A 16,084-nucleotide genomic window follows, 5' to 3' on the forward strand; every position below is an offset into this window, starting at 1 on the left:
GTAGGTCCTACTCAGGTTGCTGTGTGAAACGTTCGCTGCGGCGGCGGAAGCGTTCGGCCACCAGCAGGAACAGAATGGAAATAAGGATAAGGAGCGAGCCGAGCGCGATCACGTTCGGCAGCTTCGCCGGGAAGCGCACCTGGCTCCAGATATAGACCGGCAGCGTCGGGCTGTTGCCGGACAGGAAGAAGGCCAAGATGAACTCATCGAAGGAGACCGTAAAGCTGATCAGCAGGCTGGAAATGATCCCCGGCGAGACAACCGGCAGCGTCACCCGCCGCAGTGCGCCCCAGGAGGTTTCGCCGAGGTCAACTGCGGCCTCTTCCAGAGCATCATCGAACTGGCCGAAGGCTGATGTCATGATCGACACGCAGAACGGAATGGTCAGCAGCGAATGGGCCAGGATCACGGTGAACAGCGTGGTGCCGATCCCGATGCCGAGGAACACGATCAGCAGCGAAATGGCGATGATGATTTCGGGCATCACGAGCGGTGCCATGACGATGGTCTGGCTGGTCCGGCGCAGCGGGTAGCGGTGCTTGGTGATCGCGCGTGAGATCAGCGTGCCCAGGCTGGTGGCCACCACTGCAGAAACAACGGCCACGATCAGGCTGTTCTTGAGTGCGTCAAACAACGCCGTCTGTTCAGCCAGGCTCACGTACCATTTTGTTGTGAAACCCGTCAGCGGAAAGCCGAGTACCTTGGAGTCGTTGAAGGAAAACAGCGGCAGCAGCAGGATCGGCAGGTACAGGAACCCGATATAGAGCACAGCATAAGTGGGCAGCAGCCTGCCAATCCGCGAAAGGACAGCAACAACGCGGTTCATTTAAGGCTCCTTTCGATCAGTTTCAGACCCAGCACAAGCAGGCAGGCTGCCGACGTGACGCAGACCACTGCCGACAACGCCAGCGCCGCCCCCAGCGGCCAGTTGTTGGCCTTGCCGAACTGGACCTGGATCATGTTGGCGACCATCGCACCGTCTGAGCCGCCGACCAGCGCCGGGGTGACGTAGTCGCCAACGGTGGGAATAAAGATGATCATGCTGGCGCCGATGATGCCGGGGATCGACAGCGGCAGGGTCACCCGAAGGAAAGTCCGTACCGGGCCTTCGCCCAGATCCTTTGCCGCTTCCAGCAGGCTGCGGTCGATCTTTTCCAGCGATACGAAGATCGGCAGGATAGCAAACGGCGCCCAAGCGTGGGCCAAAGTCACCACCACGGCTTCGGAGTTGTAAAGCAGAGTGTCGATGGGGGTGTCGATGACACCGAGCCAGAGCAGTGCGGAATTGACCACCCCGTTCTGCGCCAGGATCAGCTTCCAGGAAAACACCCGCAGCAGGTAGCTGGTCCAGAAGGGGATGGTTACCAGGAACAGCCACATCGCCTTGTTTTTCTTGACGTTGAACGCGATGTGGTAGGCCACCGGGTAAGCCAGCAGAACTGTCAGCAGCGTCACCATCGCGGCGATCCGGACCGAGCGGAAGATCAGCGTGCGGTACAGCGGGTCGGCAAAGACTTCCTGATAGTTGGACAGGGTGAAGTCGCGCGACACGTCCACAAATTCCTGGGTCCAGAAGGAGTAGGCAACCGTCATCGCCACCGGCGCTGCAATCAGCAGCAGCACATACAGCGTGGTCGGCGTGGCCAGCAGCAGCCCCAGCCTGGCATTCTTGTCCAAAGTCACCGTGCTTCCTCCCTCCGGCTGTCAGCCCGTGCGCCCATCATAGGTGCAGATCGCGCCATAGAGGTCCGGTCGGCGGTCGCGGAAGATCCCCCAGTAACGGCGCATTTCAGCCACCGCATCCAGGTCGAACTCTGCGGTCAAAACCACACCGTCCTCGCGCCCGGCCTCGGCCACTTTCTGGCCAAAGTGGTCGGCAATGAACGATCCGCCGAAGAAAGCCATGCGCAGATTGCCGTCCTCAGTGGCGACTTCCTCGCCCACCCGGTTGCTGGCCAAGACCGGCACCAGGTTGGCCCCGGCGTGGCCGCGCATCACGGTCTGCCAATGGGGAATGCAATCGGCATCCGGGCGGGTCGGCTCGGACCCAATCGCAGTGGGGTAAAGCAGCATTTCGGCGCCCTGCAGCACCATGCAGCGGGCGGCTTCGGGGAACCACTGGTCCCAGCAGATCGCCGCGCCCACGCGCCCGAAGGCGGTGTCCCAAACCTTGAACCCGGTATCGCCGGGGCTGAAGAACTGTTTCTCCTGATAAGCGACGTCATTGGGGATATGCGACTTGCGGTAGATCCCCATGACCGTTCCATCGGCGTCAATCATGGCCAGAGAGTTGAAATAGCTCTGCCCGGCACGCTCAAAGAAGGAAACTGGCAGGACCACCCCCAGCTCCCTCGCCAAGGAGGAGAAATGCCGGATTGCCGTGTTTTCCTCCACCGTGGTGGCCAGCGCGAAATGCTTGTGCGCCTGCTCGATGCAAAAATAGGGTGTCTCGAACAGCTCCTGGATCAGGATCACATTGGCACCGCGGCCGGCTGCGTCGCGCACCAGCGCTTCAGCCGTGGCAATATTGTCTTCCTTGTCCCAGGAACAGCTCATCTGGGTGGCAGCGAGGGTTACGTTACGCATGGGCGGGGGCTCCGGCTTTGGGTTGCTGCTGGGTGATGCAATGGATATTGCCCCCGCCATCAGCGATCGCGTTGGTCAGCACGCCGACTACGATGCGGTCCGGGAACAGGCTCGACAGGACGTCCAGTGCTTCCTGGTCGTGCTCGGGGAAACCGTATTGCGGGACGATCACTCCGCCGTTGACCAGGTAGAAATTGACGTACGACAGGAAGCGACGGCTGCCGTCCGGCTTGCGGTCTACAGGCGGCGAGGTCACCTGGAAAATCGTCAGCGGCTGGCCTGCGGCATCAGTCTCCGCTTCCAGAATGGCGCGGTTGTCCAGCAGGTTCTGATAGTCGGAATCCTCCGGATCGGCGCTGACCTGGCAGAGGACGCCGCCGGGCACAAATGCCGCAACGACATCGACGTGGCCATTGGTCGAGTCATTCTCCAGCGTGCGGTTCAGCCAAATGATCTTGGACAGGCCCAGCTGCTTGCACAGTTCTGCTTCGAATTCTTCCGGGCTTGGCCCGCCATTGCGGGTGCGGTGTTCATAGCATTGCCGCGTGACCACACACGTCCCTTTGCCGTCAATATTGAGCGCACCGCCCTCATAGATCATGGCAGATGGGTTCCGCTTTGCCCCCGCCAGCTCAATGACGCGGGAGGCAACCTTGGCATCTTTCTCGTGGGGCCAATCACCGCCCCAGCCGTCAAAGGTCCAGTCCACACCAGCAAGCGAGCCATCGTCGCCCAGCACGAAGGTCGGCCCGTTGTCGCGCAGCCAACTGTCATCCAGCGGGCAAGAGACCAGCTCAATATTGGCTTGGCCTTCAAGCGCTTCGAGCCCATCGCCGTTTTCCGGGTCATAGAGCATGGCCACAGGTTCGAACTGCGCTATGGCCTTGGCGACATCAGCATATTCGCGTCTCACTTGCGGCAGGCTGTCGCCAAAGGTTCCTTCGGCACAAGGCCAGGCCATCCAGGTGCGCTCATGCGGGACCCACTCGGGAGGCATGCGGTACTGTGTCATGCGAGGTTCACCCCCTGTTTGATGAGATCGTCGGTTGTTTTGCGGATGCCGTCCTCCAGGATGTCGAACATCTGGTCGATCTGGCCATCCGTGATCACCAGCGGCGGCGAGAATACGCACATGTTGATGATCGGGCGCAGGATGAGACCGTTTTCCTGGCAATGTGCATCAATCATCGCACCCACGGTTTTGTCGAGCGCGAGCACATCGTCGGCCGACGCATCTGCTACACACTCGACACAGCCGAGCAGCCCCTTGCCGCGCGCATCTCCGACAAGCGGGAGGTCAGCGAGAGCTCCAAGCCGTGCTTCGAAATGGGGAGTGACATTTCGCACGTGCTCAAGGATGCCCTCGCGTTCGATGATCTCGATATTCTTGAGCGCAGCGGCTGCGCTGACCGGATGGCCCGAGTAAGTGAAGCCGTTCGAAAAGGTCGCGTCCCGGGACTTGTCACCGGAAACGTCGGCAATCAGCCGGTCCGAGATGATGCAGGCCCCCATCGGCACATAGCCTGAGGTCATGCCCTTGGCGCAGGTGATGATGTCAGGAACGATATCGAACACCGCTTCCGAAGCGAACCAGTGGCCCATGCGGCCAAAACCGGTGACAACTTCGTCAGAGATGTAAAGCACATCGTGCCGACGGCACACCTCGAGGCAGCGCTTGTGGTAGCCCGCCGGCGGGACAATCACCCCACCCGAACAAAGGATTGGCTCTGCAATTAATGCCGCCACCTTTTCGGCGCCGATCTGCAGAATGGCGTTCTCCAGATCCGCCACCTTTTCATCCAGAAAGGCCTCGATGCTCTGGCCTTCGGCGCGGACATAAGGGTTCACGTTGGGCAGGAAGTGAGCCAGATGCTCCGCCTGATCCAGCCAGCCCTTGTCGCGCTCCTTGCCGCTCAACGAGGCCGCCAGATAGGTCGAGCCGTGATAGGCCTTCTGACGCGAGATGACGATTTTCTTTTCCGGCCGTCCCAGAATGTTGTTACGGAACTGGATGAACCGCAGCGCGCTGTCCACGGCGGTCGAACCGCCGGTCGTGAAGAACACGTGGTTCAGATCCCCCGGCGTACGTTTGGCTATTTCGTGGGCCAGGCGTGCGGAGGTAGAGTTCGCGTTGTTGAATGGCGAGAAATAAGCCAGCTCGCGCGCCTGTTCCGCCATCGCATCGACGATCTCAGTGTTTCCGTAACCGATCTGCACGCACCACATGCCTGCCGGTCCGTCGATCAGGCGCTCGCCCGTTTCCGTCGTGACATAGATGCCTTCACCGCCTTCGGTGAAGGTCCTGTCATTCTGGCCGATATAGGCCATCCCCTCCCACGGATGAACAAAATGCCCGTTGTCCCAATCGCGGACGGTGTCGAAGTCGGTATTCAGCAGCGTCATGATCTCACCTGCGTTGTAACATTTATCACAAACTGAACATACATACATTCAAAGTCAAGAAAAGCTTTTGCCTTTGAGCCTTGGCTGTGTGAAGTCATTGGAAACTCAAGGTCATTCACTCAATGCAGAGAGGTTCAAAGGAGACGTGCGCGATACCGGCCAGCATGAGGAAGGGCTAAACGCCAGGGAATTCAGCAAGTCGAAGAATCGGCGCCACCTGTTGGATTCCGCCGCGGAAGCCATTTTCAAACACGGCTTCCGGGGCGCAACCATTGCCGCAATCCAGGAGATTTCAGGCCTGTCGCGGGGCATGATCAACCTGCACTTCAAGACCAAGGAAAACCTTCTGCTGGCTGTCGCCGAAGACTTGTCGAACAGTTACTCCGAACGCTGGAACAAGGTGGCCCTGGACCCGGGCTTGCCCGCTGCAGAAAAACTGAGGAGGATCATCCAGCTGGATCTTTCCCCGGACTTTCTGAACCGGCGTGACGTCGCTGTTTGGTTCTCCTTCCGCTCCGAGGTTTACTCGAACCCGGAATACCGCAAGTCTATCGATTCCAGGGATGCGAGCCTGCGGGATGTAATGATTGAGCTCTGCCAAACTCTTATTGACGAGGGGAATTACCTTGATGCCGACGCAGAACTCGCAACTGACGGCCTGATAGCGCTCCTTGAGGGAACGTGGACTGACTTCCACCTGCATGCAGAAGAATTCGACCGCAGCAAGGCAGAGCGCACCTGCCTTTACATTGCAAAGAGCTTATTCCCAGATCATTTTTGATCTCATTCAAGTATGACTGCCACGATCAGTTTCCGGTTGCCGAAGTGCTGAAGGAAAACTCAAACGAATTGGCTGACACGGTCCGATTGGAGACTCTCCCATTCAGTACGCCAGTTCAGCCATTTCGAAGTCAGTGAACCTCTTTTGTTGCACAAATGGCCAATCGCCAGGTTCCATTCATCTTTTCAGTTGATCAGATCGGGGAGTTTTAGCCGGTCGGTCAGGTATGGCAACCGGGATTGGGCCATTGGAACCGCGCCTTTTCCCATGCGTGCCTTCAACAATTCTTCGCCCGTCCCTGCTCTGGCCAAGTCCTGCCCATTGGGCGCGACGACACAGCTGCCCCCGAAATAGTCCATGCCATTTTCATGCCCGCAGGAATTTGCGTAGCAAACGAACACCCCGTTTTCGAACGCGCGCGCAGGGATGACGGTGTTTGCCACCACACCCCATTGCGCGCCCAAAGCGGTGGGAACCAGAACCAGCTCTGCCCCGGCTTGGGCAACCGCCCGGAAGGTTTCAGGGAACTCGGCGTCATAGCAGATCAGTGTGGCAGCTTTGAACCCTTCCAGCTCGAACAGCGTGTAGGTTTCGCCAGGGCTGAAATGGTCCCCTTCAAAGCCAGGAGGCAGCAGCAGTTTGCGGTGGGTTGCCAGCAGGTTTCCATCCTTGCCGATGCACGAGGCTGAGTTAAACAGGTCACCGCCAGATTGCTCCGCAAATCCGTAGTGGATCGCCACCTGGTGCTCCCGGGCGAGTTCCGCGACCACCTGCGCCGATGGACCGTCTGCTGGTTCCGCCCAGTCCGAAACCCGGCTGCCGATGTTATATCCGGTCAGAAACAGCTCAGGCAGCACCAGCAGATCGGTGTGCTGCCCTTGCAGCCGGGTCAGACAGCTGCCAAGCCACGCCAGCCGCGCCTGCGGACCGTCAAGGTCCGCAGGGCTTTGGGCAACTGCGATATTCAGGTTGCCTGTCATGGCTCAGCCCTTGCTCAGCAGGATTTCACGGGGATAGCTGGTGATGTATTCGATACCGGTTTCTGTCACCACAACCGAGTCGCCGATCCGGCCCGCGGTCACGCCGTCCACCGAAATGCCGCCATCGACCGCAAAGGTCATGCCCGGCTGCAGAACAGTCTTGTCGCCTTCCTTCAGCTCCGGGGCTTCCAGATAGGCAACGCCGATGGAACGGCCGGTGCGGTAGCCGGTCTCGTAACCGCGAGTGCGGTAGACTTCGTTGGCGGCAGCGGCCACATCCTCGGCCAAAACGCCCGGGCGCATGGCAGCAATCGCGGCTTGCTGCGCTTCAATGGCAGCTTCCTGCACATCACGTGCCTGGTCGGTCACATCGCCGATGTGGAACATCCGGTCGAAGCCCAGCTTGTACTGCTTGAACTGCGCCATGTTGCAGAAACAGAAATAGACCGGGTCGAATTTCTCGTAGGCTTTGACGCTGGCACGGCGATGCACCATCGAGGCATCGGTGCCGCTCTGCAGGATCTGCAGGTTGTGGATCATCGGCGAGACGAAACGATCCCAGCCCTTGTCCGTCAAGAAGGAGGCCGCCTTGTGCGAGCCTGCTTCGATCACCGCCAGCGCGGATTCGTACTCGCGCGCTCCTTCGCGCAGGCTGTCATGAGCGGCGGCCATCATGGCACCGGCAATCTGTCCTGCTTCCTTCATGACGCTGATTTCAAACGGTGTCTTGATGGTGCGCATGGCGCCAAGCACCGGCGAGATATCCTTGAGCGGCACGCCGGGATAGGTGTCATCAAGGTGGTTGCGCACGATTGCAGGAATGGTGCTTCGTTCGATCCAGATCTCCTTGGGACTTTCGCCCAAGGCATTGGCCAGGGCGCGGCCCCAGCTGCGCGGGCCGATGTCTTCCCAGGTCTGCACATCCTCGACCCAGGTCATTTCCGCCACCATCTCGGATTCCATCAGCGGGGTGATGACAACCGGCGCGTCCTGCGCATCGACCACCAGCATCGAGGGACGGCCGAATTCGATCCCGAGATAGCCCCAGAAGCCCGCCAGGTAGGCGATAGAGCTTTCATCGGTGAACACCGCTTTGCCGATACCTGCCTGGCGCATGCGGTCCTGCAGGATGAGGGTGCGTTTCTTGGCTTCTTCCAGCATGTGCTGACTTCCTTCTGTTAGGTGGATTGAGTGGCGGACAGCGGGCAAATCAGCCCAGCAGCCCGGGCAGGAAAAGGGCTACCGGCGGCACGAAGGTCACGATCAGGACCATCGGCAAATGCCCCAGCAGCAGGAACTTCATCGTCGGGCCGACATAGACCGACAGCGATTGGCGGGTCACACCGCCAGCCATGTAGAGCAGCGGTGCGCAGGGCGGAGAGATGTTGCCCAGGCCAAGGTTGGTGCCGACGATGGCAGCAAAGTGGATCGGGTCCAGGCCGATTTTCTGAGTGACGGGCAGCAGGATGATGGCTGCCAGCACGCCGCCGGACACGTCGTCGATAATCATGCCCATGATCAGCAGTAGCAGGTTGATCAGCAGCAGGATGACAATCTTGTTGTCGGAAATCGTCAGCAGCAGATCGGCAAACTGGGTCGGCACCTTGGCCAGAACCATGCCGCGGCTCATCACGAACAGGAAGAACAGCACCATCAGGATCGCGCCAGTCAGCCGCGCGGCTTCAACCGTGGAGTTGAACAGCGACTGCATCGGCAGCGAGCGGTAGATCGCAATGCCCACGATCAGCGTGTAGACCAGCGCAACCGCACCCGCCTCGGTCGGGGTGGCGATACCGCTGTAGATCCCGCCCAGCACAATCACCGGCATGATGATTGCCAAGCTGGCCTTCTTGCCGGTGCCTGCGGCCTCGGCCAGGGTTTCGCGCAAGGGCAGCTTGGGAGCGGTTGTGATGGTCTGGTTGTTGCGCAGGAAGAAGAAGTTCAGCCCGCAATAAATCAGTGCCAGCAGCACGCCCGGCCCCATCGTGGCGAGGAAGCACTTGGCGACGGACTCCCTGATTGCAATGGCGAAAACGATCATCGGGATCGAAGGCGGGATCATCAGCGCCAGCACCGAGGACACAGCAACAAGCGCGGTGGCATGGCCGGGCGGGTAGCCCTCCTTGATCATCCGCGGCACCATGATCTTGCCAATGGCGGCGATGGCGGCCGAAGCACTGCCCGAAATTGCTCCGAACAGGGCGCAGGTCAGCACGGTCACCGCGCCCAAGCCCCCCTTGGTGCGGCCGACAAAGGAATTGACGAAGTTCAACAGCCGCTCGGAGATGCCGGAGGCGCCCATCAGCGTGCCCGACAGGATGAACAGCGGGATTGCCAGCAGCGAGAAAGCGCTGACCTGAGAATAGCCGTAGCCGGCATGGAAGGAGATATTGGTGCCGGACATCAGCCCGTAGCCAAGCGCCCCGGCGCCGAAGGCGAACCCGACCGGAACCTCGATCAGCAACAGGAAGATGATGGCCAGGAAGGCAATGAGGAAGAAGGTCATGAGGTCAGTCTCCGCCCTGTCCGGTCACAAGCGCGCGCGCTTCGAGAAAAAATTGCAGAACCAGGTAGAGGATCATCAGCGCAAAGCCGGAGACCATGCTGAAATCCCAGATGTACTTGGGCAGCCGCATGTAGGTGCTCTTGCGGTTCAGCGAGAGGTTGTAGGCAGCGAAATCCCAGGCGAACCAGGCAAAGACCAGAACCGTCACCAGACAAGCCAGGGTGCCGAACAGGCGCACCGCCAGCAGGGTCTTGCGGCTCTGCGTCAGCAGGGTCAGCACGCCGCCCTCGATGTGGTCGCGCTCGCGGGTGCAATAGGCCATGCCGATAAAGTAGATCCAAAGGGCCAGCATCGGCGCCAGTTCCTCGATCCCCAGAAAGGGCGAGGAGATCACGTACCGCATGAACACCTGCGCCGCCATCAGCAGCCCCAGCGAGATCATCGCACCGAACAGCATCACCCGCATCAGCAGGGCAACCCTGTCTTCAGCCGCATAGAAAACGCCGAGCCCGCGGTAAACCGGTGCCGCAGCATCGCTGCCTGCCGGCATGATCGGCTCAGGTGTCAGGACGTTGTCCAGGCTGTCCGTGTGCAAAAGTTCTTTGGTCATGCGCCGTCCTCCTCAGCCGGTGCAGTGCCCGGGGCAGCCCCCCGGGCACGGGAAAGCGGGGATCAGTTGGTGCCCGCGGCAGCCTTGATCTGGCCCATCACGTCGGCGCCGATGATCTGCTCCATGTAGGGGTATTCCACTGCGGTCACCTGCTGGCGGTAGGACTCCAGCTGCTCAGGTGTCAGCTCGACAACCTCGATGCCGGCCTCCTTCATCTGGGCAAACCACTTGGGGCTTTCGGCCTCAGCGTTTTCCCAGGCCCAGTTCACCGCCTCATCCGCGGCGGTGCGAATCCAGCCCTGCTGCTCTTCACTCAGGCTGTCGAACCAGCGCTTGTTGGCTGTCCAGAAAGTGTGCTCGAAGTTCTCGCGGGTGAAGACATAGGCGCTGACCACATCCTTGAACAGCAGCACCTCGGACGGCGGTGAATAGGCGCGGCCATCGATGGCTCCGGTCTGCAGGGCTGTATGCACCTCGCTGAAGGCCATAGGGACCGGGGCAAAGCCGGTTGCCTTGTAACGCTCGATCGCCATCGGCATGCCCGGCACCCGCATCTTGAAGCCTTGTGCCTCTTCCGGGAAACTGGTGGGCACATCGACGCCCTTGCGCACCACAAAGCCGGTGAAATCGGTCGGGATCGTGCCCAGCAGCACCATGCCCAGATCGTTCATGATGCCGTCATAGACGGAGTTCATGACCGAGCCCGGCCCATAGACTTCGCGCCCGGTTTCCCAGTCGCTGGCGACATAGCCCAGCACTGACACATCCCACCGCGGGTCCAGCTCAGAATGGTTCCAGGACATGGTCATTTGCACCGCGCCCTGCGACACCTGCTCGACGATCGAGGTCCAATCCCCCAGGTCGCCGCCTGGATGGTAGTCAACGTTCAGCGTGCCGCCGGACAGTTCCTCCAGCCGTGCCGAGAAGCGCTCGGACACCTGATGGAAGATGTGCTGGGTGTCCATCACATGGCCCAGAATGAAGTCTTCAGCCCGCGCCGCAGGCAGCGTGGCAGCCAGAACGCCAGCCGCCGCGGCACCCGCTTTTATCAGTGTTGCGATCCCCACGAAGGTTTCCTCCCTGTTCGTGTTTCAGTCGCGGCTCGAATCGAAACTCCAGCCTTGCAATTTGCTAAGCTGTGTACAGATATTGCGTCAATACTTGATTTTTTCCAAATTTTGGCCTTCAAATTGATATGCTGCATGCACCACCCTCAAGTCACGGAGAGAAAATGTTTGATAAGGGCCGCCACCACCGGGCCAAGATCGGCTTTGTCCTGCTGGCCACGGAACAAACGATTGAGGACGACATGTTCCTCCTGCGCCCCGACGGGGTTGGAGTGCATTTCGCCCGCGCCTGGATCGGGGACAGCATCACGGTCGACAGCCTCAGCCGCCATGCCGGGGATCTGGCCCGCGCTGCCTCAACGCTGCTGCCGGATGGCAGCCTGGATGTGATCTGCTACGGCTGCACTTCCGGCAGCCTGGTTATCGGAGAAGACCGGGTTGCTGAGGAATTGAACAAGGGCGCGCCGCAGGCCAAGGCCACCAGCCTGATAACCGCCGTCCTGGAGGCCCTGCGCGCTGTCGGCGCCAAACGGGTTGCGGTTGCCACGCCCTACCTGGACGAGATCAACGATCAGGAAGTCCAGTACCTGAAACAGGCAGGATTTCAGGTGACGCAGATCCAGGGGCTTCAGCTGGAGAGGGACAGCGACATGGTCCGCGTCAACCCTAAGTATCTGGCCGAGTTTGCCAAGGAGGCAGACACGCCAGACAGCGATGCGTTGTTCATCAGCTGCGGTGCATTGCGGTCATTGGAGATCGCCGACCAACTGGAGCAGCGCCTGGGCAAGCCGGTGATCTGCTCCAACCAGGCGATGATATGGCACGTTCTGCGACTGGCCGGCATCCAGGACCGCATTTCCGGGTACGGCCGACTGTTGCGGGATCACTGAATTTATGTCCTTCTGCGCCGCAGGCTGCCTTGGTATGACACCAGCAACCGCAGCTGCGCAGAAAGGGAAGATTGCTTGGCATCTGGTGAGACATCTATGACCCCTCCCGGATGGGGCGGCCGCAAACCGGGTGTTGAGGATATTCAGCACCTGATCCTGAAACGGATTTGCTTTCTGGACTACACGCCCGGCGACCGGTTGAAAGAGGCGGAACTGGCTGACGAATTCGGCGTCAGCCGCACGCCTGTCCGCGACGCCATTAGCCGGATCAACCACCTGGGGCTGGTGGAAACCATCAACGGTGTCGGTAATGTGGTCATGGAACTGCCGCGGGAGAAGATCACACACGTTTATGACATGCGCCTGCATCTGGCGGGATTGATCGGGGCAACAGCACCTGCGCAAATCGAGGGGAGCCATCTCGAGCGCGCCCGCGGTCTGCTGGCCCAGGCGCATCAGCTCAGCGGGAAAGTCGATTCACGGCAGTATGTCGTCGTGAATGATCAGCTCAACACTCTTATCAGCGATTTGATCGGAAACTCAGTCCTGCGCTCGTTCTGGACGCAGGCCTATTACCAGGCCGCCAGCACGTGGCACAGGGTCGTGGACGGTGCCGGACCGGAAGTTGCCGATGCCCTGGTTGCAGAACTTGTGGACCTCGAAACGGCTTTGGCTGAGCAGGACATTCAGGCTGTCGGTTTCGTGCAGCGGATCCACATTGGTTACGGGTATGCCCGCATCAAGAAGTACCTGTTCAAGGAAACCATTGATCAGATCTAACGTGTTCGCTCGGTTTAAGACAGGCAGCCAGCCCCTCCGGGAAACGCCAATTTGCCCCAATACACCGGCTTGTTTTGCCCAAACGGTCAGTTCACTACTAAAGTAAACATGCGTCGAGTTCTTGCTGCCGTGAAGGTCGGGTATTGCGAGACGTGGCTATCAGTTTTGCTGTTGCGGCGAAATTCCGGTTTCCGCCCCTCCCTGCGGGAGCTGACGAGGGCGAACGGCGGTAGCGGTAGCGGCCGCTTTGGGCTGGGCTTGAGCCGATCACAACTGGCCTGGGGCAGGCTGGTGCTGGATCCTCGGTGCTGTGCCACCGCATGGCGGCAGAGAGCCCATAGCGGCAGTTAGCACCTGGTAGCCTCTCGCCGGTGCAGGATGCCGCGAACGGCGCTGACCGGACGATCAACGATTGGCTGCAGCAAGACCGCTATACACAGACCTACTGCAGTTGCGGGATGCTGCTTCTTGAGGTTTTTTAGGCGGGGGCGTGTGTTGTTTGAGGAAGCTAGATGTTGAAGCGAGACTTAACTATCTCATGCCAAGAACTGGGATGTGACCGGTTCTTGGACGACTGGCAGTGGCTAGTCCCCGATGCAATGGAGCCATTGATGATCGGAGTTTTCGGGGATTGGGTCTTCGGAGCCCCGGACGCAACCCATTGGCACCTCGATCTTCTTGAAGGCAAGTTTCACAAAATTGCCGAGGACTCTCAGGACTTTAACGCAAAGAAGGAGCAACCCCTTTATCGAAACGAGTGGTTCAGTGAGGAGTGGGCAGAAATTGCTTTCGGGAGTGGTCTTGTTCCCGAACGCGACCAGTGCCTTGGCTGGAAAATAGCTCCTGTTCTTGGCGGTGACTTCGCTGTCGAGAACATCCAAATATTCTCTTTAGTTGTTTACCAGCGAATTACTGGAAGTCTCTTCCGCCAAATCTCAGAAGGTTAGCCTTCAATGTCGCCGACTGAGTCCCGTTCGCATGTGCCGCTTTTGGGCTCCCCCTACCGACCGCTGCGGTGAGCACAAACTGGCGGTTCGAGCCCATTGCCGCCATCTCTGACCTTTCTGGATGCTGCAAACGCGCTAAACTCGCAGCTCGGAGTGGACATAGAGACGGCGGCGCGCGCCAAAGTTGCTACCCGTGCAAAGTACTCTGGCCCTAACACCGAAAACGGCAATCCATTCGTCCTGTCCCACCATTGCCCCTCTTGCGGGCAGCGCCATAGGCAGCGAAGCTGCAGGAGACGGAAATCAAAAATCTGCAAAGAACACCTGCTGGTCGGCTGTAGAAGAAGGGTCTTCGCGGACGTTCAACGCTTGGCTAGACCTTCTAACGATTGTAAGAAATTCCTTTTGCAGCATTGAAGCTTTGGTCCAGTTCCTCGTCCCAATAATCTAACGACTTAAGACATTCTGTTAAGTTTTCCCAATCTGGATGAGAAAAGAGGGTAGTTGCGGCCGTAGCTGCGTAGGCGCTGCCTGGCTGGCACTCCCTCAAAAGCGCCTTGGCGCAATTAATCGCCTTATTCCTACGAACAACGGTCATTCTCTCAGAATTGTTTGGGTCTTGGGCGTTTGCTACTCGTTCCTTCAGGTCGTCAATGTTTTTGAAAACTTGTTCACCAATGCGAAATCTAACTTTAACCCGGTGATCGTAGTCGTTGAGATTTACAACGTCAACGCTGTCTCTCCCGAGGTCATCAATTCCAATAAAGCGATACCCCATAAATCTCAGGTGAACCCTGGGGTCTATGTTGAAGGGGTTTATTATTGGATCCTTTTTAACATCATGTATTCCCTTCGAAGTGTTACACTTCTTACATGATGGGACCAAGTTCTCCCAGCAGACCACATAATCTTGGTAATAATCCTTGTGGAGGAAGTGGTCGATCTCCATGTATTTTGACTCTTCTCCCAGAGAACATTCGCAATAAATACATTTGGAATGACTGGAGCGGAGAAGTTGCTTAGAAATATCATCCCGCTTCCAAACATTAGTTCCTTTAGTCTTAAACTCTTTAGTGAGTTGCCTCTGCAGTTCCTCATCAAGAGTAGCAGGGCACTCAAGTTTTTCTAGCTTAATCATTCTGCAGTAGCTCCAATGGAGGCCAGCTGGAGTCGGATTAATTTACCTTCAACATTGTCGGGGTGTAAAATGGAGAGGATATTTTGCGCGTGCTCCTTCGCTCTCTCCGTGTCATTGGCATCTAGAGCCTCCGTGAATTTGCAGTACAAGTCACTGAAGTATTGTGTCCTTGAATCCGGCATTCCCATCACATCATCAAGGATTTCCTCAATGGTCCAGCCACGATAGCCCGCCCTTGATGGGATGGGCTTGAGCCTCATAGAGCCATCGGTCTCGAACTCCAATGCGACGACTTCCTCGGGTCTTGCTGATTGGACCACATGCGGGCTGTGCGTTGTTACAATAAACTGAACATATGGAAACAACTTACGCAGAATTTCAGCAACTCTGGCTTGCCACTCAGGATGCAAATGAAGTTCAATTTCATCAATGAGCACGACACCTGAAAATTTCTTCGCCTCCATACCAGGACTCTTGAACCTGAGTTCGATTTCTTTGATGATCCCAAGTATCAAGTATAAGCACGACTGATAACCCGACGACAAGAATTCAAAATATATCTCACCTTCAGGGGTGCTTACCATTATATCATTGGTTGCTGCATTTATTCTCGAGAACTTGCATCGCTTGTCAATTTTATTGAATGCTCCCTTTGCTGTTTCCAGGTTCATTCTTTGAAATTCATTGATGGCCCCATCATGTGCGGAGTAGAGGTATCTATTTACAAACCAGTTTTTCAAATTGGTGACCGATACTCCTGTTTTAGCTTCGTCGAAAGTGTTCTTGTTTTCGGTGTTGTCCGCACTGACTGATCTTAAGTGTGAGTAAGAAATGCGGCGATCAGTCTTGAATGAGAGGATCATTTCAGAATACTGATGCCTGCCGCTCACAGACTGTTGGTCAGTTGGGGAAAATTTATCAATATCTATTTTAATTTTCTCCTTAGCTTCCTTGATTGTAAATGCGGCTTCAATTTCACCTTTTTCATGCTTGGCGTTTCTTCTTAAAATTTCGGTGCGGCTTGCTGAGAATGAATGGGCAATACTCTCAAGAATAGTTGTCTTTCCCGCTCCATTCGGGCCGCATATGATGTTCATATGAGGGTCGAGGTCCATTTTGAGGTGGGATATCCCGCCAACCCCCGTAATTGATATGGAGTTAACAAACATTTAATTGCCTCGCTTTGGTGTTGCCCGTAGCTAACCAGTTGTATGGATTCGGTTGGAGTGGCGCCTGTTTTCTTTATTTCGTGTGGAGGAGGCAAACAAGTGATGCATCAGATGCAGGAAATTTTTGCGGACATGAACCTGGTAAAGTCTAGCAGGACTCTGAGGCAGTCAGGTCAGGGGCATACTGTTCTCCCTTTTGAGGTGTCTCTGACCGTCGACCTTTGGGA

At 57.7% G+C, this 16,084-nt stretch carries 16 protein-coding genes; 4 read left to right on the forward strand and 12 right to left on the reverse strand.

Annotation, left to right across the window (positions count from 1 at the left end; genetic code table 11):
* Nucleotides 1-7: 7 nt before the first annotated feature.
* From ACTRWG_RS03010 to ACTRWG_RS03030, 5 genes are read right to left on the reverse strand one after another with little or no spacing between them, the layout of a single operon-like run.
* On the reverse strand, nt 8-826 hold the full coding sequence (locus ACTRWG_RS03010; protein WP_027234968.1) for an ABC transporter permease: 819 nt from the start codon (nt 824-826) through the stop codon (nt 8-10).
* Complete coding sequence (locus tag ACTRWG_RS03015; protein ID WP_027234969.1) at nt 823-1,677, reverse strand: ABC transporter permease; 855 nt, start codon at nt 1,675-1,677, stop codon at nt 823-825. The genes ACTRWG_RS03010 and ACTRWG_RS03015 overlap by 4 nt, the downstream gene beginning before the upstream one ends.
* 27 nt (nt 1,678-1,704) lie before the next feature.
* Nucleotides 1,705-2,586, reverse strand: coding sequence for an N-carbamoylputrescine amidase (gene aguB / locus ACTRWG_RS03020; protein ID WP_027234970.1), 882 nt, complete (start codon nt 2,584-2,586; stop codon nt 1,705-1,707).
* On the reverse strand, nt 2,579-3,598 hold the full coding sequence (locus ACTRWG_RS03025) for an agmatine deiminase family protein (protein WP_027234971.1): 1,020 nt from the start codon (nt 3,596-3,598) through the stop codon (nt 2,579-2,581). Before ACTRWG_RS03025 ends, aguB begins: the two co-directional genes overlap by 8 nt.
* Entirely contained in the window at nt 3,595-4,989 is a 1,395-nt protein-coding gene (locus ACTRWG_RS03030) for an aminotransferase (RefSeq protein WP_027234972.1), read from the reverse strand. The genes ACTRWG_RS03025 and ACTRWG_RS03030 overlap by 4 nt, the downstream gene beginning before the upstream one ends.
* A gap of 145 nt (nt 4,990-5,134) precedes the next feature.
* Here ACTRWG_RS03030 and ACTRWG_RS03035 point away from each other — a divergent pair, with 145 nt between their 5' ends.
* Nucleotides 5,135-5,770, forward strand: coding sequence for a TetR/AcrR family transcriptional regulator (locus ACTRWG_RS03035; RefSeq protein WP_027234973.1), 636 nt, complete (start codon nt 5,135-5,137; stop codon nt 5,768-5,770).
* A 185-nt stretch (nt 5,771-5,955) separates the two neighbouring features.
* On the opposite strand, the gene ACTRWG_RS03040 is transcribed toward ACTRWG_RS03035, so the two are convergent.
* The 5 genes from ACTRWG_RS03040 to dctP form a co-directional block, all read right to left on the reverse strand.
* A complete protein-coding gene (locus tag ACTRWG_RS03040) occupies nt 5,956-6,750 on the reverse strand; it encodes a carbon-nitrogen hydrolase family protein (RefSeq protein ID WP_027234974.1) in 795 nt (264 codons plus the stop codon).
* A gap of 3 nt (nt 6,751-6,753) precedes the next feature.
* Entirely contained in the window at nt 6,754-7,911 is a 1,158-nt protein-coding gene (locus tag ACTRWG_RS03045; protein ID WP_027234975.1) for a M24 family metallopeptidase, read from the reverse strand.
* 49 nt (nt 7,912-7,960) lie between these two features.
* Nucleotides 7,961-9,256, reverse strand: a complete 1,296-nt coding sequence (locus ACTRWG_RS03050; protein WP_027234976.1) for a TRAP transporter large permease — start codon at nt 9,254-9,256, stop codon at nt 7,961-7,963.
* A 4-nt stretch (nt 9,257-9,260) separates the two neighbouring features.
* Entirely contained in the window at nt 9,261-9,866 is a 606-nt protein-coding gene (locus ACTRWG_RS03055) for a TRAP transporter small permease (protein ID WP_027234977.1), read from the reverse strand.
* Between the two features lie 62 nt (nt 9,867-9,928).
* Entirely contained in the window at nt 9,929-10,933 is a 1,005-nt protein-coding gene (gene dctP, locus ACTRWG_RS03060; RefSeq protein WP_027234978.1) for a TRAP transporter substrate-binding protein DctP, read from the reverse strand.
* 164 nt (nt 10,934-11,097) lie between these two features.
* Between dctP and ACTRWG_RS03065 the strand changes: the two genes are divergently transcribed.
* The 3 genes from ACTRWG_RS03065 to ACTRWG_RS03075 all read left to right on the forward strand — a co-directional run bounded on the left by ACTRWG_RS03065 (nt 11,098) and on the right by ACTRWG_RS03075 (nt 13,550).
* Nucleotides 11,098-11,823 carry a maleate cis-trans isomerase family protein gene (locus ACTRWG_RS03065; protein ID WP_027234979.1) on the forward strand — a complete coding sequence of 242 codons (726 nt, stop codon included), beginning with the start codon at nt 11,098-11,100 and terminating at the stop codon, nt 11,821-11,823.
* A 96-nt stretch (nt 11,824-11,919) separates the two neighbouring features.
* Nucleotides 11,920-12,603 carry a GntR family transcriptional regulator gene (locus ACTRWG_RS03070; RefSeq protein ID WP_245597341.1) on the forward strand — a complete coding sequence of 228 codons (684 nt, stop codon included), beginning with the start codon at nt 11,920-11,922 and terminating at the stop codon, nt 12,601-12,603.
* Between the two features lie 566 nt (nt 12,604-13,169).
* Nucleotides 13,170-13,550 (forward strand): T6SS immunity protein Tdi1 domain-containing protein, encoded by a 381-nt coding sequence (locus tag ACTRWG_RS03075; protein WP_462828935.1) that lies wholly within the window; start codon nt 13,170-13,172, stop codon nt 13,548-13,550.
* A 382-nt stretch (nt 13,551-13,932) separates the two neighbouring features.
* Here ACTRWG_RS03075 and ACTRWG_RS03080 read toward each other — a convergent pair whose 3' ends face one another.
* Nucleotides 13,933-14,688 (reverse strand): HNH endonuclease family protein, encoded by a 756-nt coding sequence (locus ACTRWG_RS03080; protein ID WP_462828936.1) that lies wholly within the window; start codon nt 14,686-14,688, stop codon nt 13,933-13,935.
* Nucleotides 14,685-15,857 carry an AAA family ATPase gene (locus tag ACTRWG_RS03085; protein ID WP_462828937.1) on the reverse strand — a complete coding sequence of 391 codons (1,173 nt, stop codon included), beginning with the start codon at nt 15,855-15,857 and terminating at the stop codon, nt 14,685-14,687. The genes ACTRWG_RS03080 and ACTRWG_RS03085 overlap by 4 nt, the downstream gene beginning before the upstream one ends.
* Nucleotides 15,858-16,084 lie beyond the last annotated feature (227 nt).

The sequence above is a fragment of the Leisingera sp. G5_S3_59_S7 genome (assembly GCF_054968485.1).